General features: G+C 62.4%; 23 protein-coding genes. 13 read left to right on the top strand and 10 right to left on the bottom strand.

The features are described from left to right. The 5 genes from uvrA to ASD12_RS04490 all read right to left on the bottom strand — a co-directional run bounded on the left by uvrA (position 1) and on the right by ASD12_RS04490 (position 5,480). Positions 1-2,922 carry an excinuclease ABC subunit UvrA gene (gene uvrA, locus ASD12_RS04470; protein WP_056582306.1) on the bottom strand — a complete coding sequence of 974 codons (2,922 nt, stop codon included), beginning with the start codon at positions 2,920-2,922 and terminating at the stop codon, positions 1-3. Positions 2,923-3,641: 719 nt separating this feature from the next. Continuing rightward, on the bottom strand, positions 3,642-3,941 hold the full coding sequence (locus ASD12_RS04475; protein ID WP_056582406.1) for a hypothetical protein: 300 nt from the start codon (positions 3,939-3,941) through the stop codon (positions 3,642-3,644). A 90-nt stretch (positions 3,942-4,031) separates the two neighbouring features. Then, a complete protein-coding gene (locus ASD12_RS04480; protein WP_056582308.1) occupies positions 4,032-4,637 on the bottom strand; it encodes an ATP-dependent Clp protease proteolytic subunit in 606 nt (201 codons plus the stop codon). 22 nt (positions 4,638-4,659) lie between these two features. Further along, complete coding sequence (locus tag ASD12_RS04485) at positions 4,660-5,169, bottom strand: SRPBCC domain-containing protein (protein ID WP_056582310.1); 510 nt, start codon at positions 5,167-5,169, stop codon at positions 4,660-4,662. Beyond that, positions 5,166-5,480, bottom strand: coding sequence for a metalloregulator ArsR/SmtB family transcription factor (locus ASD12_RS04490; RefSeq protein ID WP_056582312.1), 315 nt, complete (start codon positions 5,478-5,480; stop codon positions 5,166-5,168). Before ASD12_RS04490 ends, ASD12_RS04485 begins: the two co-directional genes overlap by 4 nt. A 226-nt stretch (positions 5,481-5,706) precedes the next feature. Here ASD12_RS04490 and ASD12_RS04495 point away from each other — a divergent pair, with 226 nt between their 5' ends. Then, positions 5,707-6,234: a single-stranded DNA-binding protein gene (locus tag ASD12_RS04495; RefSeq protein ID WP_056582314.1), complete on the top strand. Its 528-nt coding sequence runs from the start codon at positions 5,707-5,709 to the stop codon at positions 6,232-6,234. 134 nt (positions 6,235-6,368) lie between these two features. Further along, positions 6,369-6,794: an OsmC family protein gene (locus tag ASD12_RS04500; RefSeq protein ID WP_056582316.1), complete on the top strand. Its 426-nt coding sequence runs from the start codon at positions 6,369-6,371 to the stop codon at positions 6,792-6,794. A gap of 45 nt (positions 6,795-6,839) precedes the next feature. On the opposite strand, the gene ASD12_RS04505 is transcribed toward ASD12_RS04500, so the two are convergent. The 3 genes from ASD12_RS04505 to ASD12_RS04515 all read right to left on the bottom strand — a co-directional run bounded on the left by ASD12_RS04505 (position 6,840) and on the right by ASD12_RS04515 (position 8,506). Further along, complete coding sequence (locus tag ASD12_RS04505) at positions 6,840-7,469, bottom strand: MarC family protein (protein WP_023670949.1); 630 nt, start codon at positions 7,467-7,469, stop codon at positions 6,840-6,842. A gap of 90 nt (positions 7,470-7,559) precedes the next feature. Continuing rightward, entirely contained in the window at positions 7,560-7,937 is a 378-nt protein-coding gene (locus ASD12_RS04510; RefSeq protein WP_056582318.1) for a VOC family protein, read from the bottom strand. A gap of 32 nt (positions 7,938-7,969) precedes the next feature. Beyond that, positions 7,970-8,506 carry a hypothetical protein gene (locus tag ASD12_RS04515; RefSeq protein WP_056582320.1) on the bottom strand — a complete coding sequence of 179 codons (537 nt, stop codon included), beginning with the start codon at positions 8,504-8,506 and terminating at the stop codon, positions 7,970-7,972. An 85-nt stretch (positions 8,507-8,591) separates the two neighbouring features. On the opposite strand from ASD12_RS04515, the gene ASD12_RS04520 reads away from it, so the two are divergent. After that, complete coding sequence (locus ASD12_RS04520) at positions 8,592-9,434, top strand: AraC family transcriptional regulator (protein ID WP_056582322.1); 843 nt, start codon at positions 8,592-8,594, stop codon at positions 9,432-9,434. Between the two features lie 202 nt (positions 9,435-9,636). Beyond that, complete coding sequence (gene gyrA / locus ASD12_RS04525; protein ID WP_056582324.1) at positions 9,637-12,441, top strand: DNA gyrase subunit A; 2,805 nt, start codon at positions 9,637-9,639, stop codon at positions 12,439-12,441. A gap of 70 nt (positions 12,442-12,511) precedes the next feature. Here the strand turns inward: gyrA and ASD12_RS34770 are convergent, their stop codons facing one another. After that, positions 12,512-12,664 carry a hypothetical protein gene (locus ASD12_RS34770; RefSeq protein ID WP_082525247.1) on the bottom strand — a complete coding sequence of 51 codons (153 nt, stop codon included), beginning with the start codon at positions 12,662-12,664 and terminating at the stop codon, positions 12,512-12,514. A 194-nt stretch (positions 12,665-12,858) separates the two neighbouring features. On the opposite strand from ASD12_RS34770, the gene coaD reads away from it, so the two are divergent. The 7 genes from coaD to tgt all read left to right on the top strand — a co-directional run bounded on the left by coaD (position 12,859) and on the right by tgt (position 17,435). Further along, complete coding sequence (gene coaD / locus ASD12_RS04530; RefSeq protein WP_056582326.1) at positions 12,859-13,359, top strand: pantetheine-phosphate adenylyltransferase; 501 nt, start codon at positions 12,859-12,861, stop codon at positions 13,357-13,359. A gap of 109 nt (positions 13,360-13,468) precedes the next feature. Next, positions 13,469-13,963, top strand: coding sequence for a peptidylprolyl isomerase (locus tag ASD12_RS04535; RefSeq protein ID WP_244482732.1), 495 nt, complete (start codon positions 13,469-13,471; stop codon positions 13,961-13,963). A gap of 27 nt (positions 13,964-13,990) precedes the next feature. Further along, on the top strand, positions 13,991-14,503 hold the full coding sequence (locus ASD12_RS04540; protein ID WP_056582330.1) for a peptidylprolyl isomerase: 513 nt from the start codon (positions 13,991-13,993) through the stop codon (positions 14,501-14,503). 12 nt (positions 14,504-14,515) lie between these two features. Further along, complete coding sequence (locus ASD12_RS04545) at positions 14,516-14,965, top strand: DMT family transporter (protein WP_056582332.1); 450 nt, start codon at positions 14,516-14,518, stop codon at positions 14,963-14,965. Further along, positions 14,965-16,053: a tRNA preQ1(34) S-adenosylmethionine ribosyltransferase-isomerase QueA gene (gene queA / locus ASD12_RS04550; RefSeq protein WP_056582334.1), complete on the top strand. Its 1,089-nt coding sequence runs from the start codon at positions 14,965-14,967 to the stop codon at positions 16,051-16,053. The genes ASD12_RS04545 and queA overlap by 1 nt, the downstream gene beginning before the upstream one ends. After that, the gene (locus ASD12_RS04555) at positions 16,043-16,312 is read left to right on the top strand and encodes a hypothetical protein (RefSeq protein WP_056582336.1); all 270 of its coding nucleotides are present in this window, start codon (positions 16,043-16,045) and stop codon (positions 16,310-16,312) included. The genes queA and ASD12_RS04555 overlap by 11 nt, the downstream gene beginning before the upstream one ends. Next, on the top strand, positions 16,305-17,435 hold the full coding sequence (tgt, locus tag ASD12_RS04560; RefSeq protein ID WP_056582337.1) for a tRNA guanosine(34) transglycosylase Tgt: 1,131 nt from the start codon (positions 16,305-16,307) through the stop codon (positions 17,433-17,435). Before ASD12_RS04555 ends, tgt begins: the two co-directional genes overlap by 8 nt. Positions 17,436-17,439: 4 nt before the next feature. Here tgt and ASD12_RS04565 read toward each other — a convergent pair whose 3' ends face one another. Then, complete coding sequence (locus tag ASD12_RS04565; protein WP_056582339.1) at positions 17,440-17,859, bottom strand: DUF4864 domain-containing protein; 420 nt, start codon at positions 17,857-17,859, stop codon at positions 17,440-17,442. Between the two features lie 295 nt (positions 17,860-18,154). Between ASD12_RS04565 and ASD12_RS04570 the strand changes: the two genes are divergently transcribed. Together ASD12_RS04570 and ASD12_RS04575 are read left to right on the top strand one after the other, a co-directional pair. Continuing rightward, positions 18,155-18,391, top strand: coding sequence for an Lrp/AsnC family transcriptional regulator (locus ASD12_RS04570; RefSeq protein ID WP_010909609.1), 237 nt, complete (start codon positions 18,155-18,157; stop codon positions 18,389-18,391). A 170-nt stretch (positions 18,392-18,561) separates the two neighbouring features. Then, positions 18,562-19,974 (top strand): circularly permuted type 2 ATP-grasp protein, encoded by a 1,413-nt coding sequence (locus tag ASD12_RS04575; RefSeq protein ID WP_056582342.1) that lies wholly within the window; start codon positions 18,562-18,564, stop codon positions 19,972-19,974. The last annotated feature ends 14 nt before the right edge of the window (positions 19,975-19,988 follow it).

Raw genomic sequence — 19,988 nt, forward strand, 5'->3', positions numbered from 1 at the left:
TCACTCCGCAGCTTCGCGCTTGCCTCCGGGGCGCCGCTCCAGCAGTTCCTTGAGGAACTGGCCGGTGTAGCTGCGCTTCTCGCGTACGATCGCTTCCGGCGTGCCGGAGGCGACCAGTTCGCCGCCGCCGTCGCCGCCTTCGGGGCCGAGGTCGAGCACCCAGTCGGCGGTCTTGATCACTTCGAGATTGTGCTCGATGACCACCACCGTGTTGCCCTGGTCGACCAGTTCATGCAGCACTTCCAACAGCTTGGCGACGTCGTGGAAATGCAGGCCGGTGGTTGGCTCGTCGAGGATGTAGAGCGTCTTGCCGGTCGCCTTGCGCGACAGTTCCTTGGCGAGCTTGATGCGCTGAGCCTCGCCGCCGGACAGCGTCGTCGCCTGCTGGCCGATATGGATGTAGCCGAGTCCTACCTGCTTCAGCGTGTCGAGCTTGTCGCGCACGCCGGGCACGGCGGCGAAGAAGTCGACGCCTTCCTCGACCGTCATGTCGAGCACGTCGGCGATCGACTTGCCCTTGAACAGCACGTCGAGAGTTTCTCTGTTATAGCGCTTGCCGTGGCAGACGTCGCAGGTGACGTAGACGTCGGGGAGGAAGTGCATCTCGATCTTGATGACGCCGTCGCCCTGGCAGGCCTCGCAGCGGCCGCCCTTGACGTTGAACGAGAAGCGTCCCGGCTGGTAGCCGCGCGCCTTGGCTTCGGGAAGCCCAGCGAACCAATCGCGGATCGGCGTAAAGGCGCCGGTGTAGGTGGCGGGGTTCGAACGCGGGGTCCGTCCAATCGGCGACTGGTCGATGTCGATGACCTTGTCGAGGAATTCGAGACCCTCGATGCGGTCGTGGTCGGCCGGATGCTCGCGCGAGCCCATGATGCGGCGCGACGCTGCCTTGAACAGCGTCTCGATCAGGAAGGTCGACTTGCCGCCGCCCGACACGCCGGTCACGGCGGTGAAGGTGCCGAGCGGGATTTCGGCGGTGACGTTCTTCAGATTATTGCCGCGCGCGCCGACGATCTTGAGGCGGCGGTTCTTCTTCGCTTCGCGGCGCACGCCAGGCGTCGCCACTTCGAGCGCGCCCGACAGATATTTGCCGGTGATCGAGTTCGGGTTGGCCATGACCTGTTGCGGCGTGCCCTGGGCGATGATCTCACCGCCATGGATGCCGGCGGCCGGACCCATGTCGACGACATAGTCGGCATGCAGGATGGCGTCCTCATCATGCTCGACGACGATCACCGTGTTGCCGATGTCGCGCAGGTGCTTCAGCGTATCGAGCAGGCGGGCATTGTCGCGCTGGTGCAGGCCGATCGACGGCTCGTCCAGCACATAGAGCACGCCGGTGAGGCCGGAGCCGATCTGCGAGGCAAGCCGGATGCGCTGGCTTTCGCCGCCCGACAGCGTGCCGGAATTGCGCGACAGCGTCAGATAGTCGAGCCCGACATCGTTGAGGAAGCGCAACCGCTCACGGATTTCCTTCAAGACGCGCACCGCGATCTCGTTCTGCTTGTCGTTGAGCGACGCCGGCAGGTCGGTGAACCACTGGTCGGCCTTGCGGATGGAAAGCTCGGTGACTTCGCCGATGTGCTTGCCGGCGATTTTCACCGCCAGCGACTCGGGCTTCAACCGATAACCCTTGCAGACCGGGCAAGGCGTGGCCGACATGAAGCGCTCGATTTCTTCGCGCATCCAGGCGGATTCAGTTTCTTTCCAGCGCCGCTCGAGATTCGGGATGACGCCTTCGAAGGTTTTTGTCGTCTTGTAGGAGCGCAAGCCGTCATCGTACTGGAAGGTGATTTCGCGCTCGCCGGTGCCGCGCAGGATGGCTTCCTTTGCCTCTTCGGTCAGATCCTTGAATTTGTCACCGAGCTTGAAGCCATAGGCTTTGCCGAGCGCCTCCAGCGTCTGCGCGTAGTAGGGCGAGGTCGACTTCGCCCACGGGCTGACGGCGCCGTCGCGCAGCGAGATGTTTTCGTCCGGCACGATCAGATTGCCATCGATGGCGCGCTGGCTGCCGAGGCCGTCGCAGGTCGGACAGGCGCCAAATGGGTTGTTGAAAGAGAACAGCCTGGGCTCGATCTCCGGAATGGTGAAGCCGGAGACCGGGCAAGCAAATTTTTCCGAGAACAGGATGCGCTCATGCGTCTCGTTCTTCGACTTGTTGACCGAATCCTCGCCGGTCTGGCTGGAATCGAGCGGCTTGTCGGCGAATTCGGCGACCGCCAGCCCTTCGGCCAGTTTCAGCGCGGTCTCGATGGAATCGGCAAGCCGCGTTGCCAGATCACCGCGCACGACGATACGGTCGACGACGACGTCGAGGTCATGCTTGTATTTCTTGTCAAGCGCCGGCACGTCGGCGATCTCGTAGAAGACGCCGTCGACCTTGACGCGCTGAAAACCCTTCTTCTGCAGCTCCAGCAATTCCTTGCGGTATTCGCCTTTGCGGCCGCGCACTATCGGCGCCAGGATGAACAGGCGCGTGCCTTCCTCGACCGCCAGCACACGGTCGACCATCTGCGAAACCGTCTGGCTCTCGATCGGCAGGCCGGTGGCCGGCGAATAGGGGATGCCGACGCGCGCGAACAGCAGGCGCATGTAGTCGTAGATTTCGGTGACAGTGCCGACGGTCGAACGCGGGTTCTTCGAGGTGGTCTTCTGCTCGATGGAGATGGCGGGCGACAGGCCATCGATCTGGTCGACGTCAGGCTTCTGCATCATTTCGAGGAATTGCCGCGCATAGGCCGACAGGCTTTCGACATAGCGGCGCTGGCCTTCGGCGTAGATGGTGTCGAAGGCTAGCGACGATTTGCCGGAACCCGACAGGCCGGTCATGACAATCAGGCTGTCACGCGGCAGATCGAGATCGACATTCTTCAGATTGTGTTCGCGCGCCCCGCGAATGGAAAGATATTTATGGTCGGCCATCGCCGGTCGCCGCCTCAGAGTCTGGAATTTCCTGGAATGGCGGGTTTTCCCGGCCATCCCCTATGTAGGTAGTTTTGCCGCCACGTCGAGAGACGCCACAATTCCCGACAAAGCGTTTAACCGTCTTTCGCATGAACGGGCAAGCGGAAAGAACAAAGGCCGAACACGCTCCTGACAAAGCTGTGCAAAAACTGACTTGCACGTAACCTCCCAGCGATCACATTTTTCGGTAACCGGCTATTGATGGTTGACGTCCCCGACTCAGGGGAGCAGACTCCAGCAGTCAACGAAGCCGGCCGTCTTTCGATGGCCTCGCCGCCCAGAGGCGGCCTGCGAGACGCCGCAGGCATTCGCGATTTGTGCTTCGGGACAACAATGTCGCAACGGACACAGGAGCGGAGCTATGACGCCACCGGATCGTCCCCTCGGGTTCCAGTTGTCACTGGAGCCGCAGCAGGCATAAGTGCCAGGGTTTAGCGTTTGCGCCACCCGACAAACCGTGACCTGCCATATCCCACAAAAATCAGAGACTGCTAGTCGGATCGTCGGCTGAATGCCGCGGTGCATCCGAAATCAAACGCCGGCAGTACACTCCCGGTAAAATTGGATTTGAGATCCAAAAGGCCCCGACCGTTTGCGCAAAGCACGGCGGGGCCGTTTTTATGTGCGGATTGTCTTGTTGGCGATAGGCGCAACGCAGCACGCGCTGGCACGCACTGTCAGTGGCGCGGCAGCCCGATTGAGCCGGCGCCGACATCGACGGTGATGCTGCCGGAAATCCTGACATCCGTATTGCCGATCTTGAACTGGCCATTGCCGCTGCCGGGAAACGCGTCGTCGGGTTCGGGCTGGGGAGCCGGCTTGGCGATGCGATAGTCGCCGGTCACGCCGGGCATAGCGTCTTTCTGCGCCGGCGAACTGTCTTCGGCAAGTGCCGTGCCGCTCACGAGGCCGGCAAAAGCGAGCACCACGACGGCGATGACGCGGCGCAATGGTCTGGACGGATGAGTGTCGGTCATCTCAGGACTATAGTGACGTGCCGGCGACGGGACCAGAACCGGCATCGTCAAATCTTCGACAACCGGCAGGAGCCGGATAGGGCCCTGGCTTCATGCCGCCTTTTTTCGCGTGTCGAAAACATGGTCGACGATGCCCCATGCCTGGGCCTCTCGGGCCGTCATGAAGTGATCGCGGTCCAGCGTGCGCTCGACCTCATCATAGGTGCGGCCGCAATGCTGCGCGTAGAGTTCAGCCATGTGCCGCTTCGTCTGGCCGATGCGCTCGGCATGGCGCTGGATGTCGGAGGCCTGGCCCTGGAACCCGCCCAGCGGCTGATGCAGCAGGATGGTGGCGTTCGGCAGGGAAATCCGGCGCCCCGGCGTGCCTGCCATCAGCAGGAATGAAGCCATCGAGGCGGCGAAGCCCATGCACACGGTCGACACCGGGCAACTGATGTACTGCATCGTGTCGTAGATGGCGAAGCCGCTGGTCACCACGCCACCCGGCGAGTTGATGTAGAGCGAGATCTCCTTGTCGGGATTGTCCGATTCCAGCGACAGCAGCTGTGCGCAGACCAGCGCCGAGATGTCGTCGTTGATCTCGCCGTTGATGAAGACGATGCGCTCGCGCAACAGACGTGAAAAGATGTCGAAGGCACGTTCGCCGCGGCTCGATTGCTCGATCACCATCGGCACCAGACTGGCAAGGCCGCTCATTTTATGTCTCCGTTGTTGTCGCTCAGGCTGCACGCAGCAAGAGGCGAGGCGTGTTTGCGGCGATTGGCTTGCGTGAGTTGTTTGCGTCGAGCGAAAGCCGGCAGCCGGCGCCGGTCATGGCAATTGCGGGCATTGCCGTTCGGGCGAAGCCGTCATGGACGATGCGCAGATGCGTGCCACCGGAAACGGTGCGGGCGAGCGTGAAAGTGACAATGCTGTCCAATGGGCTGTCGAGCGGATCCTGCCGCGCGCCATCGCCTGGCTGCGAGCGCTCCCGCCAGGAATAGCGCAACAGCCGTTCGGGCTCGGCGTCGAGGATTTCGCATTCGATCGGCGCATCCGGACCGGTGAAGGCAAAACGATTGCCGATTTCCGGCCTGATGTCGTTCGGCATCATCCAAGCGGCGAGCAGCTCGGGTATGGTTAGAGCCCGCCAGACCTTTTCCGGCGGCTCGGCAAGGTCGTACTCGAATTCGATCGCATCCGGCTCGTCGCTTTGGCTCTCGTTGGTCTTTGATCTCGCCTTCTTCATTGATCCATGTCCTTCAAAACCGCCTTCAGCCTTTCGATGCGTTCCGGCCAGAAGGTCCGGTAGCGTTCGATCCAGGAGAGCAAGGGGGCGAGCCCCTGCGGATCGGCGCGGTAAAACGCGTTGCGGCCCGCACGCCGCTCGACCACCAGGCCGGCGCCGCGCAGCACCGCCAGATGCTGCGACACCGCCGGCTGCGACACCGTCATGCCGGTGCGCAATTCCGACACGCTCATCTCGCCAGCGGCGAGCCGCTCAAAGACGGCGCGGCGCGTCGGGTCGGCCAGGGCTCGGAAAATCTCTGCTTCGATCATGACCAAAGCATAAGTCTACACTTATTGATTTGGCAAGCGCTCTTTTCGAACCCATATGAGGGCTTCAGATGTTGCTGCCATTCCTTGACAATAAGCGGGCATGCAGATAAGAACGAAAAGGGAACAAAAACCTTGTGGGTAAAGGCAGCCATGGCAGGCGGCTGACGTCCGCAGCCTGTAAGGTGCTGCGACAAAAATTTGTTTCAGATGAGCGCGGAGAAATATCATGGCGGGTAGCGTCAACAAGGTCATTCTGGTCGGTAACCTCGGTGCGGACCCGGAAATCCGCCGGCTGAACTCGGGCGAGCCGGTCGTCAACATCCGCATCGCGACGTCGGAAAGCTGGCGCGACAAGAATTCCGGCGAGCGCAAGGAAAAAACCGAGTGGCACAACGTCGTCATCTTCAATGAGGGCATCGCCAAGGTGGCCGAGCAGTATCTGAAGAAGGGCATGAAGGTCTATGTCGAGGGCCAGCTGCAGACGCGCAAATGGCAGGACCAGACGGGCGCCGACAAGTACACGACGGAAGTCGTGCTGCAGAAATTCCGTGGCGAGCTGCAGATGCTCGACGCGCGCGGACAGGGTGAGGGCGGCCAGGTCGGCGGCTACGCCGGTGGCGGCAGCAGCCGTGGTTCCGATTTCGGCCAGTCAAGCCCGAGCGAAAGCTTCAATCGTGGCGGCGGCGGCAACGCTCCGAGGGGCGGCGGTGGCGGCGGTTCGTCGCGTGAACTGGACGACGAGATCCCGTTCTGATCGCAACGGCAGATGCTATTTTGGCTTAAGTCAGAAATTTTACCCCGAGAGTCCCTCATGGACTTTCGGGGTTTTGCATAGTCGAATTGAACGCCGACTTGGCGATCAACGAAATACGGCGAAGGACGAATTCGATGAAAGCACGCGTAAAATGGGTTGAGGAGCGCACCTTCGTCGGCGAGTCCGGCAGTGGCCACAAGGTCGTGCTGGGAACCGCGCTCGGGCCGGAAGGCAAGACGCCGGGGCCGAGCCCGATGGAACTGGTGCTGATCGGCACCGGCGGGTGTTCAGCCTATGACGTGGTGCATATCCTCGAAAAGGGCCGCGAGGCGATCGAGGACTGCGTGGTCGACCTCGACGCCGACCGGGCCGAAACCGAGCCCAGGGTGTTCACCCGCATCCATATGCATTTCGTCGTCAAGGGCAGGGCGCTCTCGCCCGACAAGGTCAAACGGGCAATCGACCTTTCGATCGAAAAATATTGCTCGGCCTCCGCGATGTTGGCCAAGACCGCCACGATTACCCACGATTTCGAAGTGATCGACACGACGGTGAAGTAGGCAGTAGGCAGTAGGCAGTAGGCAGTAGGCAGTAGGGACTGCCGTTCAGCCCGCCATCAGCGCCTTGATGCCGTCGGCGACGAACTGCACGGCAAGTGCGGCCAGGATGACGCCGAGCAGCCGGGTCAGGATCGAGCGGCCGGTCTGGCCGAGGATGCGGTCGATGCGTTCCGACAGCACGAACACCAGATAGGTGATGGCGAGGCAGACGAAGATGATGCCGACCAGCGCCGCCTGCGCGGCAAAGCCCTGGAACGAGCCGGAGAGCAACACAGTCGCCGAAATGGCGCCCGGGCCTGCAATCAGCGGGATTGCCAGCGGGAAAGCGGCGATGTTGTGGATCATGTCCTTGGTGATGGCGACGTCGCCGATCTTCTCCTTGCGGTCCTGCCGGCGCTCGAACACCATTTCGAAGGCGATGAAGAACAGCAGGAAACCGCCGGCGACGCGGAAAGCTGGCAGCGTGATGCCGAACACCGACAGGATCGAGGCGCCGGCAACCGCAAACAGCGCCATCACCAGGAAACCGATGATCGAGGCGCGGACGGAGACCTGCTGGCGCTCTTCGCGGTTCATGCCGCGCGTCACGGCGAGGAACAGTGGCGCCAGGCCGGGCGGATCGATGGTCACGAGAATGGTGACGAAGGCGTTGAACAGGCTGTCGAAACTCGGCATCTCTGACCCTCCAGCCGGGCCGCGCCCGTACCAGGATATTGGTAGAGCAAAGCCCGTTCGGTGGGAACTGTCAGGACAGCGAAACCGGGTTTAACCGGCAGCGCCGCAATAGGCCTCGATGCGATAGCCGTCCGGGTCGACGACAAAGGCTGCATAGTAGTTGTCGCCATAGTCGGCGCGCAGGCCCGGTGCGCCATTGTCTCTGCCGCCTTCGCGCAGAGCGCCGGCATGGAAAGTGTCGACGCTGGCCCGCGTTGGTGCGGCGAAGCAGAAATGCAGGCCGGATTTGTCGTCCGACGGCACGGGCCGAGCCGCCTCGTTCACCCACAACACGACGTTTTGAGCGCCATAACCAAGCGAACCTGGCGACTGGCTGAGACAGGTGTAGCCAAGCGGCCTCAGCGCGGCATCATAGAAGCGCTTGGCGGCGGCGGCGTCGCAGACACCGATCGAGATATGATCGAACATGATTTTCTCCATTGTTACAATATCTTGCGGTGTCATCTTGCTTTCGCTCGTTGCGCCAGGAACTCGACTTCCAGCCGCCATGTCGCGCCGTCGTCGTGCGAGCGCTCGCCGAGCCAGCGGAAGCTGCCTTCGGTGATGCGGGAAAAACTCCAGCGCACCGATGTACCAGTGCCGTCGGCGCCCACTTGCACGATCGTGTCGCCCTCGGCGCGGCCGAGCTGGCGGCTAAAATACTGGTTGCGCGGGTCGCTCCAGAAGATGTGCCAGGCATCCGCGCCGGGATCGTAGACGCGCAGCGTCGTGCCATAGAAAGTCCATTTGCCGAGCGAAGGCTGGGAGCCAGCGTCCCGCGCGGGCAGGATCCAGACATCCTGGATGGCCCGGCCTTCCAACACCCAGCCGAAATGCACCTCGCCACGCCCGGTCAGCACCGTGCCGTCCTCGAGATGGCGCGAGGCGTCGAACGTCCAGGCGCCGACGAAGCGGCCGTAGAGGCTCAGTTTTTCAGCAAGCCCTTCTGCTGGTCCGGAGCTGTGCAGGGCTTCGGCAAACGAGGATTGGTCGAACATGGTTCCGGTCTCTTGTTGTCAGGAGACCGAGAGCAGTAGGCGGTGACGGGGTTCAGGGCTTGGGAAAAATTGCTATATTCCGGTCATGACAGCGACCACGCACACGCTCGCATCCGGACCCGGCTGGCACGTGACGGATGTGATCTGCACGGCCGGCGCCGGCGACCGGCCGTTCGAGGAAGCGCATCAGGATTTCTGCGTCGCTGCGGTCACCAGCGGCACGTTCCGCTACCGTGCCCAACAAGGCACGGCGATGCTGGCGCCCGGCGCGCTCCTGCTCGGCAATCCCGGCACATGTTACGAATGCGGGCACGAGCATGGCAGCGGCGACCGTTGCCTCTCGTTCCATTTCGGTCCGTCCTACATGGAACGGATCGTGGCTGGCGTATCGGGCGCCAGGAAGCTGGCTTTCGAGGCGCCCCGGCTGCCGCCTTTGCCGGTCCTGGCGCCACTGCTGGCCGAGGCGGAAACCGCGCGCGATGTGGCCGACAACGGCGCCTTCGAGGAACTTTCCCTGCGCATGGCCGGAGCTGCCGTGGCTACAGCCTCTGGTGCTACGCATGCCAGGGGCGCACCAAGCCGTCGCGATCAGAAACGGGTTGCCGAGGCCGTACGGCGGATCGAACTGGACGCCGACGGATCGGTCTCGCTTTCGGCGCTTGCCGATGAAACAGCGACCAGCCCCTACCATTTCCTGCGCATCTTCCGGCAGGTCGCGGGCATGACGCCCTATCAGTTCCTGCTCAAGACGCGGCTGCACAGGGCCGCGGTGCGGCTGCGCATGTCTGACGATGCGATCTCGGCGATCGCCTTCGAGGCCGGCTTCAACGATCTGTCGACCTTCAACCGTCGCTTTCGGCGGATCATGGGGGAGACGCCGGGCCAGTTTCGCACCCGCCGTGGCACACCGGCCGTTCCCGTCTCGTGAATCGGCCCAGTGCTCGCAAAGGCAGTCACGCAGGCTTTTGCCTCAGTGCGGCGAAAACCGCCTTGGCCATATCGTCGCAATCAGTGGTATCCATTTGAAATTACCACCAAAAATGACACTGGAAAAATGCCCGACATGTTGGAGTTTCAGTCTTGCTTCCTATATAAGCACCAAGTGATTCCTGATTAGATTGTGATCCGATTTGACCGACCAGAAGACACCGCGCGGCGCCGACGACGGCCCCACCGGCATCGAGCCGATATCCATCGTCGAGGAGATGCAGCGTTCCTATCTCGATTACGCCATGAGCGTGATCGTCAGCCGCGCGCTGCCCGACGTGCGCGACGGTCTGAAGCCGGTGCATCGCCGCATTCTCTTCGCCGCCCATGAGAGCGGTTACCACTGGAACCGCAAGTATGTGAAGTCGGCGCGTCCGGTAGCCGACGTGATGGGTAAATACCATCCGCATGGCGACGCTTCCATCTATGACGCCTTGGTGCGCATGGCGCAGGACTGGTCGCTGCGCGTGCCGTTGATCGACGGACAGGGCAATTTCGGCTCCATCGACGGCGATCCGCCGGCGGCGATGCGCTACACGGAAGCGCGGCTGACCAAGGTCGCGCACGAGCTTCTGGAGGATATTGACAAGGATACTGTCGATTTCCAGGACACTTACGATGCCTCGGGCAGCGAACCGAAGGTTCTGCCGGCACGTTTTCCCAATCTTCTGGTCAACGGCTCGGGCGGCATCGCCGTCGGCATGGCGACCAACATCCCACCGCACAATCTCGGCGAAATCTGCAACGGCGCGATCGCCATCATCGACAATCCGGCGATCGACCTGCCGGCGCTGATGGAGATCATCCCGGGGCCGGATTTCCCGACCGGCGCCATCGTGCTTGGCCGTTCCGGCATCTACAGCGCCTATTCGACCGGCCGCGGCTCCATCGTCATGCGCGGCAAGGTCAACATCGAACAGCGTGGCAACGACCGCGAGTCGATCATCATCACCGAAGTTCCCTACCAAGTGAACAAGTCGTCGATGATCGAGAAGATGGCTGAACTGGTGCGCGACAAACGCATCGAGGGCATTTCCGACATTCGCGACGAGAGCGATCGCCAGGGCTACCGGGTCGTCATCGAATTGAAGCGCGACGCGGTTGCCGACGTCATCCTCAACCAGCTCTATCGCTTCACGCCGCTGCAGACCTCTTTCGGCGCCAATATGGTGGCGCTGAATGGCGGCAAGCCGGAACTGCTGACGCTGACCGACATGCTGAAGGCGTTCGTCACCTTCCGCGAGGAGGTGATCACCCGGCGGACGAAATTCCTGCTGCGCAAGGCGCGCGACCGCGCCCATGTGCTGGTCGGTCTCGCCATCGCCGTCGCCAACATCGACGAGGTCATCAAGCTGATCCGCACCGCGCCGGATCCCCAGACGGCGCGCGAGCAGTTGATGGAGCGGCGCTGGCCCTCCGGCGACGTCGAATCGCTGATCCTTCTGATCGACGATCCGCGCCATCGCATCAACGAGGACGGCACCTACAATCTGTCCGAGGAGCAGGCGCGCGCCATCCTCGAACTGCGCCTGCAGCGCCTGACCGCTCTTGGCCGCGACGAAATCGCCGATGAGTTGAACACGATCGGCGCCGAAATCATTGATTATCTGGACATTTTGTCTTCCCGCGCGCGCGTCCAGCAGATCGTCAAGGACGAGCTTGCCGCCGTGCGCGACGAGTTCGGCACGCCACGCCGCACCGAGCTCACCGATGGTGGGGCGGACATGGAAGACGAGGACCTGATCCAGCGCGAGGACATGGTCGTGACGGTGAGCCATTCCGGCTACATCAAGCGCGTGCCGTTGTCGCTCTACCGGGCGCAGCGCCGCGGCGGCAAGGGCCGCTCCGGCATGTCGACCAAGGAAGAGGATTTCGTCACCCGGCTGTTCGTGGCCAACACGCACACGCCGGTGCTGTTTTTCTCCTCGCGCGGCATCGTCTACAAGGAAAAGGTCTGGCGCCTGCCGATCGGCAATCCGCAGTCACGCGGCAAGGCGCTGATCAACATGCTACCGCTGGAGCAGGGCGAGCGCATCACCACCATCATGCCGCTGCCCGAGGACGAGACCAGTTGGGGCGATCTCGACGTGATGTTCGCCACCACGCGCGGCACCGTGCGCCGCAACAAGCTTTCCGACTTCGTCCAGGTCAACCGCAACGGCAAGATCGCCATGAAGCTGGAGGAGGAGGGCGACGAGATCCTCGGCGTCGAGACCTGCACCGACAATGACGACGTGCTTCTGACTGCCAGTTCCGGTCAGTGCATCCGCTTTTCGGTCGGCGACGTGCGCGTCTTCCAGAGCCGCAACTCGGTCGGCGTGCGCGGCATAACCATGGCCGAGACCGACCGCATCATCTCGATGTCCGTGATCGAGAATGTCGATGCGCCGCCAGCCGAGCGCGCGGCCTATCTCAAGCGGGCGGCGGCCGAACGGCGGCTTGCCGCCGGAATCGCTGCCGGCGAAGAGGAAGAGATCGCGCTGACCAATGAAGAGGTTGGCGAGGAGACCGAGCTTTCCGACGAGCGCTACGAGTTCCTCAAGGCTCATGAGAAGTACGTGCTGACGGTGACCGAATTCGGCTACGGCAAGCGCTCTTCGTCCTATGATTTCCGGCTGACCGGACGCGGCGGCAAGGGCATCCGCGCCACCGACGTCTCGAAGGTAGCCGAGATCGGCCGGCTGGTGGCGACGTTCCCGGTCGGCAATGACGACCAGATCATGCTGGTATCGGATGGCGGCACCGTCATCCGGGTTCCGGTCAACGGCATCCGTTTCGCCAGCCGCGCCACCAAGGGCGTGACCATCTTCAACACGGCTGAAGGTGAAAAGGTGGTTTCGGTCGAGCGGATCTCGGAACCGCAATCGGACGAAGAAAGCGAAGAGACGGTCGAGGGCGCTGTTGATGCCGCTGCGGCGCCGGATGCTGGTCCGGAGGGGACCGACTAAGTCCGGCACCCAGGTTTTGACATGGCAACGCCCGGCCCATCGGCCGGCGCGGCAGCACGTTTAGGCTTTATCAGTAGTGGCGATACGGCTTGCGGGGGCCGAAGCCTTCGAAGCGCTTGGTGTTTGCCTTGACGCGGACGCGTTGTGCCTCCTGATGCAGCCCAAATACGGTGGCGATCAGCATGGCGACGGTCATTGCGGTGGCGAGCATGTAGATCAGCATGTGCGTGTTCTCCTGCGCCTAACAACGGATAGATGGGATTTTGGTTTCATCTTATTAAGGTGCAACCTAGTGAACGCTGCGTGAAGGCTTCGTGATCAGCGTGTTCATCTGTCGTTCATGCGCCGGAAAAGGTTCACGGCCGGCGCGCCAATCGGATTTGCCTTTGCGAGAGAGGCTCGCTAGAAGCACCTGCCATGACTGAACGCATCGCCCTCTATGCTGGCTCCTTCGACCCGCTGACCAACGGCCATCTCGATGTGCTGAAGGCGTCGCTGGCGGTGGCCGATATCGTTTATGCGGCGATCGGCATCCATCCGGGCAAGCGACCGCTGTTTTCCTTCGAGGAGCGGGTGAAGCTGATCGAGACGGCGACGAAGGCGGAATTCGGCAGCGACGGCGCCCGCATCAAGGTCGTCGCCTTCGACGGGCTGGTCATCGAGGCGGCCAGGAAGCAGGGCGCCTCGATCATGATCCGCGGCCTGCGTGACGGCACCGATCTCGACTATGAGATGCAGATGGCCGGCATGAACGAGACCATGGCGCCTGAACTGCAGACGGTTTTTCTACCCGCCAGCCCTTCCGTGCGCACCATTACCGCCACACTTGTCCGGCAGATTGCCTCGATGGGAGGCGACATCCGCCCCTTCGTGCCGGCGGCTGTCGCTGGCGCGCTCACCGCCAAATTCAAGAAATAAGACCCCGGAGACAGATATGCAGCTGAAAAAGCTCGCCTCGTTCCTCGTTGTGCTTGCCGGTCTTGTGACCGCGTCGGTCTCGGCTTTCGCCGCCGACCCGGAAAACACCATGATCATCACGCTGAAGGACGGCGACGTCACCATTGCGCTGAGGCCCGATCTCGCGCCCAAGCACGTCGCCCAGATCAAGAAGCTGGTGCGCCAGGGCGCCTATGACAACGTCGCCTTTCACCGCGTCATCGACGGCTTCATGGCGCAGACCGGCGACGTCAAGTTCGGCAATATGAAGAAGGGTTTCAGCGCCGAGGCCGTCGGCACCGGTGGTTCCGATCTGCCCGACCTGCCGGCCGAATTCTCGCAGACCGAACACTACAAGCGCGGCGTGGTCGGCATGGCCCGCTCGCAAGACCCCAACTCCGCCAATTCGCAGTTCTTCATCATGTTCGCGCCGGCGCCGCCGCTCGATGGCCAGTACACCATCGTCGGCAATGTCGTCAGCGGCATGGAGCTGGTGGACCACATCAAGAAGGGCGACCAGGCGGACAACGGCACGGTCAGCGACCCGGACCGGATGATCAAAGTGCGCATCGCCGCCGACAAATAACTCTGTTTTCTCAAAAGGATATCTGACATGGCCGAAATCAAGGACCGCGAGAACGCGCTCATCATGGAAACGACCAAGGGGAAGGTCGTCATCGAACTTTTCCCCGACCTGGCGCCCGGCCATGTCTCCCGCATCAAGGAACTGGCCCGCGAAGGCGCCTATGACGGCGTGGTCTTCCACCGCGTCATCGAGGGCTTCATGGCGCAGACCGGCGACGTCAAGTTCGGCAATTCCTCGAAACCGACATTTGCTCCATCCCGCGCGGGCATGGGCGGCTCAGAAAAGCCGGACCTAAAGGCTGAATTCTCCAACGCCAACCATGGCCGCGGCACCTGCTCGATGGCCCGTTCGCAGAACCCGAACTCGGCCAATTCGCAGTTCTTCATCTGCTTCGACGATGCCGCCTTCCTCAACCGTCAGTACACGGTCTGGGGCCAGGTCATCGAAGGCATGGACAATGTCGACAAGATCAAGCGCGGCGAGCCGGTGCAGGACCCCGACAAGATCGTGTCGCTGAAGGTCGCGGCCGACGTCAAGTAAGGGTAATCGACAATGATGGGCGTCGTCTGGTCGCTTCTCGGCATCCTGTCCGGCGCCTTCATTGCCATTCAGGCGCCGATCAATTCGCAGCTGGCGCGCGGCCTGGGTCTCCCGGTCGCGGCGGCTGCGTTTTCGTTCCTGTCGGGCGCGCTCGTGCTCGGCATCATCTCCGTTGCGGTGGTGAAGCTGCAAGGCATCTCGCTCGACTGGAAAGCGCCGGCGCCCTGGCTGTTCGTGGCTGGCGGCATGCTCGGCGGCTTCTATGTCACGCTGTCGACGATTCTCACGCCACGCATTGGCGCCGCCGCGCTGATGGCGTTTCTGGTCGCCGGCCAGTTGCTGGCTGGCATGCTCATCGACCGCGTCGGCTTCCTCGGCGTCGCGGTGCGTGAAATCTCGCTCGGCCGCGTCGCCGGCGCGGTGCTGCTGCTGGCGGGAGCGCTGCTCGTCCGGCTCTACTGATGCGCGTCGATCTCTTTGACTTCGACCTGCCGGAGGAGCGCATCGCGCTTCGTCCAGCAGAGCCCCGCGACAGCGCCAAGATGCTGGTGGTCAAACCCGGCGAAGGGCTGGACGACCGCGGGGTTGGCGACCTGCCATCCTTGCTGAGGGCCGGCGACGTACTGGTGTTCAACGACACCAAGGTCATTCCGGCGCAGCTCAAAGGCATCAGACGGCGCGGCGAGGCGGCGGCGCAAGTCGAGGCCACGCTGCACATGCGCATGGCGCCGGACCGCTGGCTGGCCTTCATGCGGCCGGGCAAGCGCATCGCCGCAGGCGACCGCATCCATTTCGGCCATGACGGCAATTCCTGTTTCCTCGGTCAGCTCGACGCCACCGTGATCGAGAAAGGAGAGGGCGGCGAGGCGCTGCTCGGCTTCGACCTGTCGGGACCTTTCCTCGACGAGGCGCTGCATGCGGTCGGCCACATTCCGCTGCCGCCCTATATCGCTTCGAAGCGCGACGACGACGAACGCGACCGCGCCGACTACCAGACCATCTATGCCCGGGAGGAAGGCGCCGTCGCGGCACCGACAGCAGGCCTGCATTTCACGCCGGAGCTTTTTGCAGCGCTTGACGCCAAGGGCATCGAACGCCGCTTCGTCACCTTGCATGTCGGCGCCGGCACGTTCCTGCCGGTGAAGGCGGACGACACCGCCGACCACAAGATGCATGCAGAGACCGGTTCGGTCAGTGAGGCCGCTGCGGACGCCCTGAATGCCGCAAGAGCAAGGGGCGGGCGCATCGTTGCTGTCGGCACGACCTCGCTGCGCCTGCTGGAGAGCGCCGCCCTGGCAGATGGCACGCTCGCCGAATGGTCCGGCCCGACCGACATCTTCATAACGCCCGGCTATCGCTTTCGCACCGCCGACATGCTGATGACCAATTTCCATCTGCCGCGCTCGACGCTGTTCATGCTGGTTTCGGCCTTCAGCGGCCTCGACACGATGCGTGCGGCCTATGCGCATGCGATCGAGAACCGCTACAGATTCTATTCCTATGGCGACGCAAGCCTGCTTTTTCGGGCGGAGACGAGCGATGGACGATGATCTCGAGAGCCTGGACCGCGATGCCCTGATCGCGGAGGTGAAAAAACTGCGCGCCGGCATTCGCCAGCATCGCGATGCGACCGGCCATGATCTGTGCTGGCATCACCCCGATCTGTGGGACCTTCTGCCGGAAAAAACCGAACCGGCAATCGCCGTGCCACCCTGGCCCAAATTCATGCGCGGCTGCATCCACTACCGCCAGTCGCTCGACAAGCAGGCACCGGGCGCTCCGGTCCACGACAAGGAATTCAATGGCTAAGCCGTTCAGCTTCAAGGTTCTGGCGACTGACGGCAAGGCGCGGCGCGGTGTGATCGACATGCCGCGCGGTGAAATCCGCACGCCGGCCTTCATGCCGGTCGGCACCGGCGGCACCGTCAAGGCGATGTATATGGACCAGGTGCGCGGTGTCGGCGCCGACATCATCCTGGGCAACACCTACCATCTGATGCTGCGGCCCGGCGCCGAGCGCGTGGCGCGGCTCGGCGGCTTGCACGAATTCGCCCGCTGGCCGCATCCGATCCTGACCGACAGCGGCGGCTTTCAGGTGATGTCGCTGTCGAAGCTGAGAAAGCTGACCGAAAAGGGTGTCACCTTCCGCTCGCATATAGACGGCGCCGCCTACGAGATGTCGCCGGAGCGCTCGATCGAGATTCAAGGATTGCTCGATTCCGACATCCAGATGCAGCTTGATGAATGCACGGCGTTGCCGGCTGAGACGAAGGAGATCGAGCGCGCCATGGAGTTGTCGCTGCGCTGGGCCGAGCGCTGCAAGACGGCGTTCGGCGACCAGCCGGGCAAGGCGATGTTCGGCATCGTGCAAGGTGGTGACAATGCAGCGCTGCGGGTGCGTTCGGCGCAGGCGCTGAGCGCGATGGAACTGAAGGGCTATGCCGTTGGCGGCCTTGCCGTTGGCGAGCCGCAAGCAGTGATGCTCGAAATGCTCGACATCACCTGTCCGGAACTGCCAGCAGACAAACCGCGCTATCTGATGGGCGTCGGCACGCCGGACGATATCCTGAAATCGGTGGCGCGCGGCATCGATATGTTCGACTGCGTTATGCCGACGCGGGCCGGCCGGCACGGTCTTGCCTATACAAGGCGCGGCAAGGTCAATCTGCGCAACGCCCGCCATGCCGACGATCCGCGCCCGCTCGATGAGGAAAGCGACTGCCCGGCCGCCCGGGACTATTCGCGCGCCTATCTGCATCATCTGGTGCGCTCGCAGGAAGCGCTTGGCGCCATGCTTTTGACGTGGAACAACCTTTCCTACTACCAGAAACTGATGCAGGACATCCGCGCCGGGATCGAGGCCGGCACCTTCGAGGCGCGCGGCGCAGAAATCACCGAGGGCTGGGCGAGGGGCGATATCCCGTTGCTGTGAGGCCTCAGGTGCTGAGCGAATTCGACGCGCGCAGGCTGCAGCCGGTGATCTGGAATGTGCCGTCGGGCTGTTGCTGCAACGTGTAGACGGCCTCGTAGTCCTTGCCGTCGGGGCCGACGATCAGCACCTGCTGGACGATCGAACCCGGAGCCGTCTCCTCGACCTTGCCGAAGGAATAGGTCCGCGGCCTGCGCACCGGCGGGTAGCCGTTTGCCACCATGTTCATGAAGGCGTCGACGGTCGGGAAAATCCGTTTCACATTCGGGGCGGCGAAGCTGTAGGCAGTGACGCCGTCATTGGCGATGAGGGCCTTCAACTGACCGTCAATGACGGACTGTCCTGCCTTGATCTCGGCATCACCGCCGAATGCCAACGACGCGCAGAGGAATGGAACGACTGCGAATGCGAAAAAGGCGCGGCGCATGGCCTGTCTCCGTTGTCCCGCGAAATATCCTCAAAAACAGTGCTGTCCGAGGACGCATCATAACATACGCTTGGCAGCGCATTGCGGTTTCAGCGATTGCGATTATTCGCCAGCGCGGGGTACGCCGGCCCTAGCGGTCGGCGGCAGGCTGTTCAAGCGCGGCAGGCCGGTGGCAGAGCTGCAAGAGGTGGTAGCCCAGGTCCGAGCCGGCTGAGCATTCATTCCAGCGCTTGAAAGCCCGCCTCCAGTCTGCCAGAAGGGCCGCTTGGACTTGGACGTTTAGCGGGACGAAGCCATGAAGGCGTTTTTCGTGCAGATCAAATGCGAGCTCGGCAAATCCTATGAGGTTGCCAGCGCGCTTGCCGATGCCGAGATCGCCTCGGAAATCTACTCCACTGCCGGCAACTACGATCTGCTCGCCAAATTCTATGTCGACGACGAGGAAGATGTCGGCCATTTCGTCAACGAAAAGGTGCAGATTCTCCCCGGCATCAAGGACACGTTCACCGTGGTAACGTTCCGCGCCTTTTAGTCATCGGGCACACTTGCTCGGCCACGAGGCAAAGCCTGATCAAGTCATATTTCGGCTGCCTCAATTTTAGGCAGCAGCAACATACTGATCGCCCGCATCTCCCAAATCACCGATTACGCTTGATTTTCTCAGGCTACGCCAGTGAAATGGCGTCACAGGGGAGTAGGCGATTGGCAGCGTTCGATGAAATGCTTCCGGAAGTCTCCGGATTGAGAAGACCGTATTCGGCTTATGATCGCTGGCTGAAGGAGCAGGATCCGGCCAGGTTGACCGAGAAGATGCAGGACGCCGAACGCGTCTTCCGCAAGACCGGCATCACCTTCGCCGTCTACGGCGAGCAGGAAGCCTCCGAACGCCTGATCCCGTTCGACATCGTTCCCCGCATCATTTCAGGCAATGAATGGCGCCGCCTCACGCAAGGCATCGAGCAGCGCGTGCAGGCGCTGAACGCTTTCCTCGACGATATCTACCATCGCCAGGAGATTCTGCGGGCAGGGCGCGTTCCCAGTGAGTTGATCGCCAGGAACGAGGCATTCCTGCCGGAAATGATAGGGGTCAGGCCGCCGGCCGGCGTCTACACCCACATCATCGGCGTCGACATCGTCCGCATTAGTGAGGACGAATTCTACGTGCTGGAGGACAATGCGCGCACGCCGTCGGGTGTCTCCTACATGCTGGAGAACCGCGAGACGATGATGCAGCTGTTTCCCGAGCTGTTCCAGAAGATCAAGGTGCGGCCGGTGGAAAACTACCCGCAGCTTCTGCGCCAGTCGCTGGCGGCGGTGCGGCCGCAAAGCACCAAGGGCGCGCCGACCATTGCGGTGCTGACGCCCGGCAGCTTCAACTCCGCCTATTTCGAACACGCCTTCCTCGCCGACCAGATGGGCGTGCAGTTGGTCGAGGGCCAGGATCTGCGTGTCGTCGATGGCCATGTCGCGATGCGCACGACCGAAGGCTACAAACAGATCGACGTGCTCTATCGGCGGGTGGACGATTCTTATCTGGACCCGCTGACGTTTCGGCCGGACTCGGCGCTTGGCGTGCCTGGCATCATGGATGTCTATCGGGCCGGCAACATCACCATCGCCAATGCGCCGGGCACCGGTATCGCAGATGACAAGGCGATCTATTCCTACATGCCCGAGATCATCGAATTCTACACCGGCCGCAAGGCGATCCTCGGCAACATTCCGACCTGGCGCTGCTCGGAGCCGGACAGCCTGAAATACGTGCTCGAACACATCGACGAGCTGGTGATCAAGGAAGTGCATGGTTCCGGCGGTTACGGCATGCTGGTAGGGCCGGCGGCCACCAAGAAGGAATGCGAGACATTTGCCAAGAAACTGGCGGCAAAACCTTCGAATTACATCGCCCAACCGACACTGGCCCTGTCGACATGCCCGATCCTTACGGAAAAGGGGCTGGCGCCACGCCACGTCGATCTCAGGCCTTATGTGCTGGTCTCCGATCGCATCCAGATCGTGCCCGGCGGGCTGACCCGCGTCGCGCTCAAGGAAGGCTCGCTGGTGGTCAATTCCTCGCAGGGCGGCGGTACCAAGGACACATGGGTGCTGGATGACTGATTTTCATTTGAAGG

This window comes from Mesorhizobium sp. Root102, from assembly GCF_001425625.1.
Classification (GTDB): domain Bacteria; phylum Pseudomonadota; class Alphaproteobacteria; order Rhizobiales; family Rhizobiaceae; genus Mesorhizobium.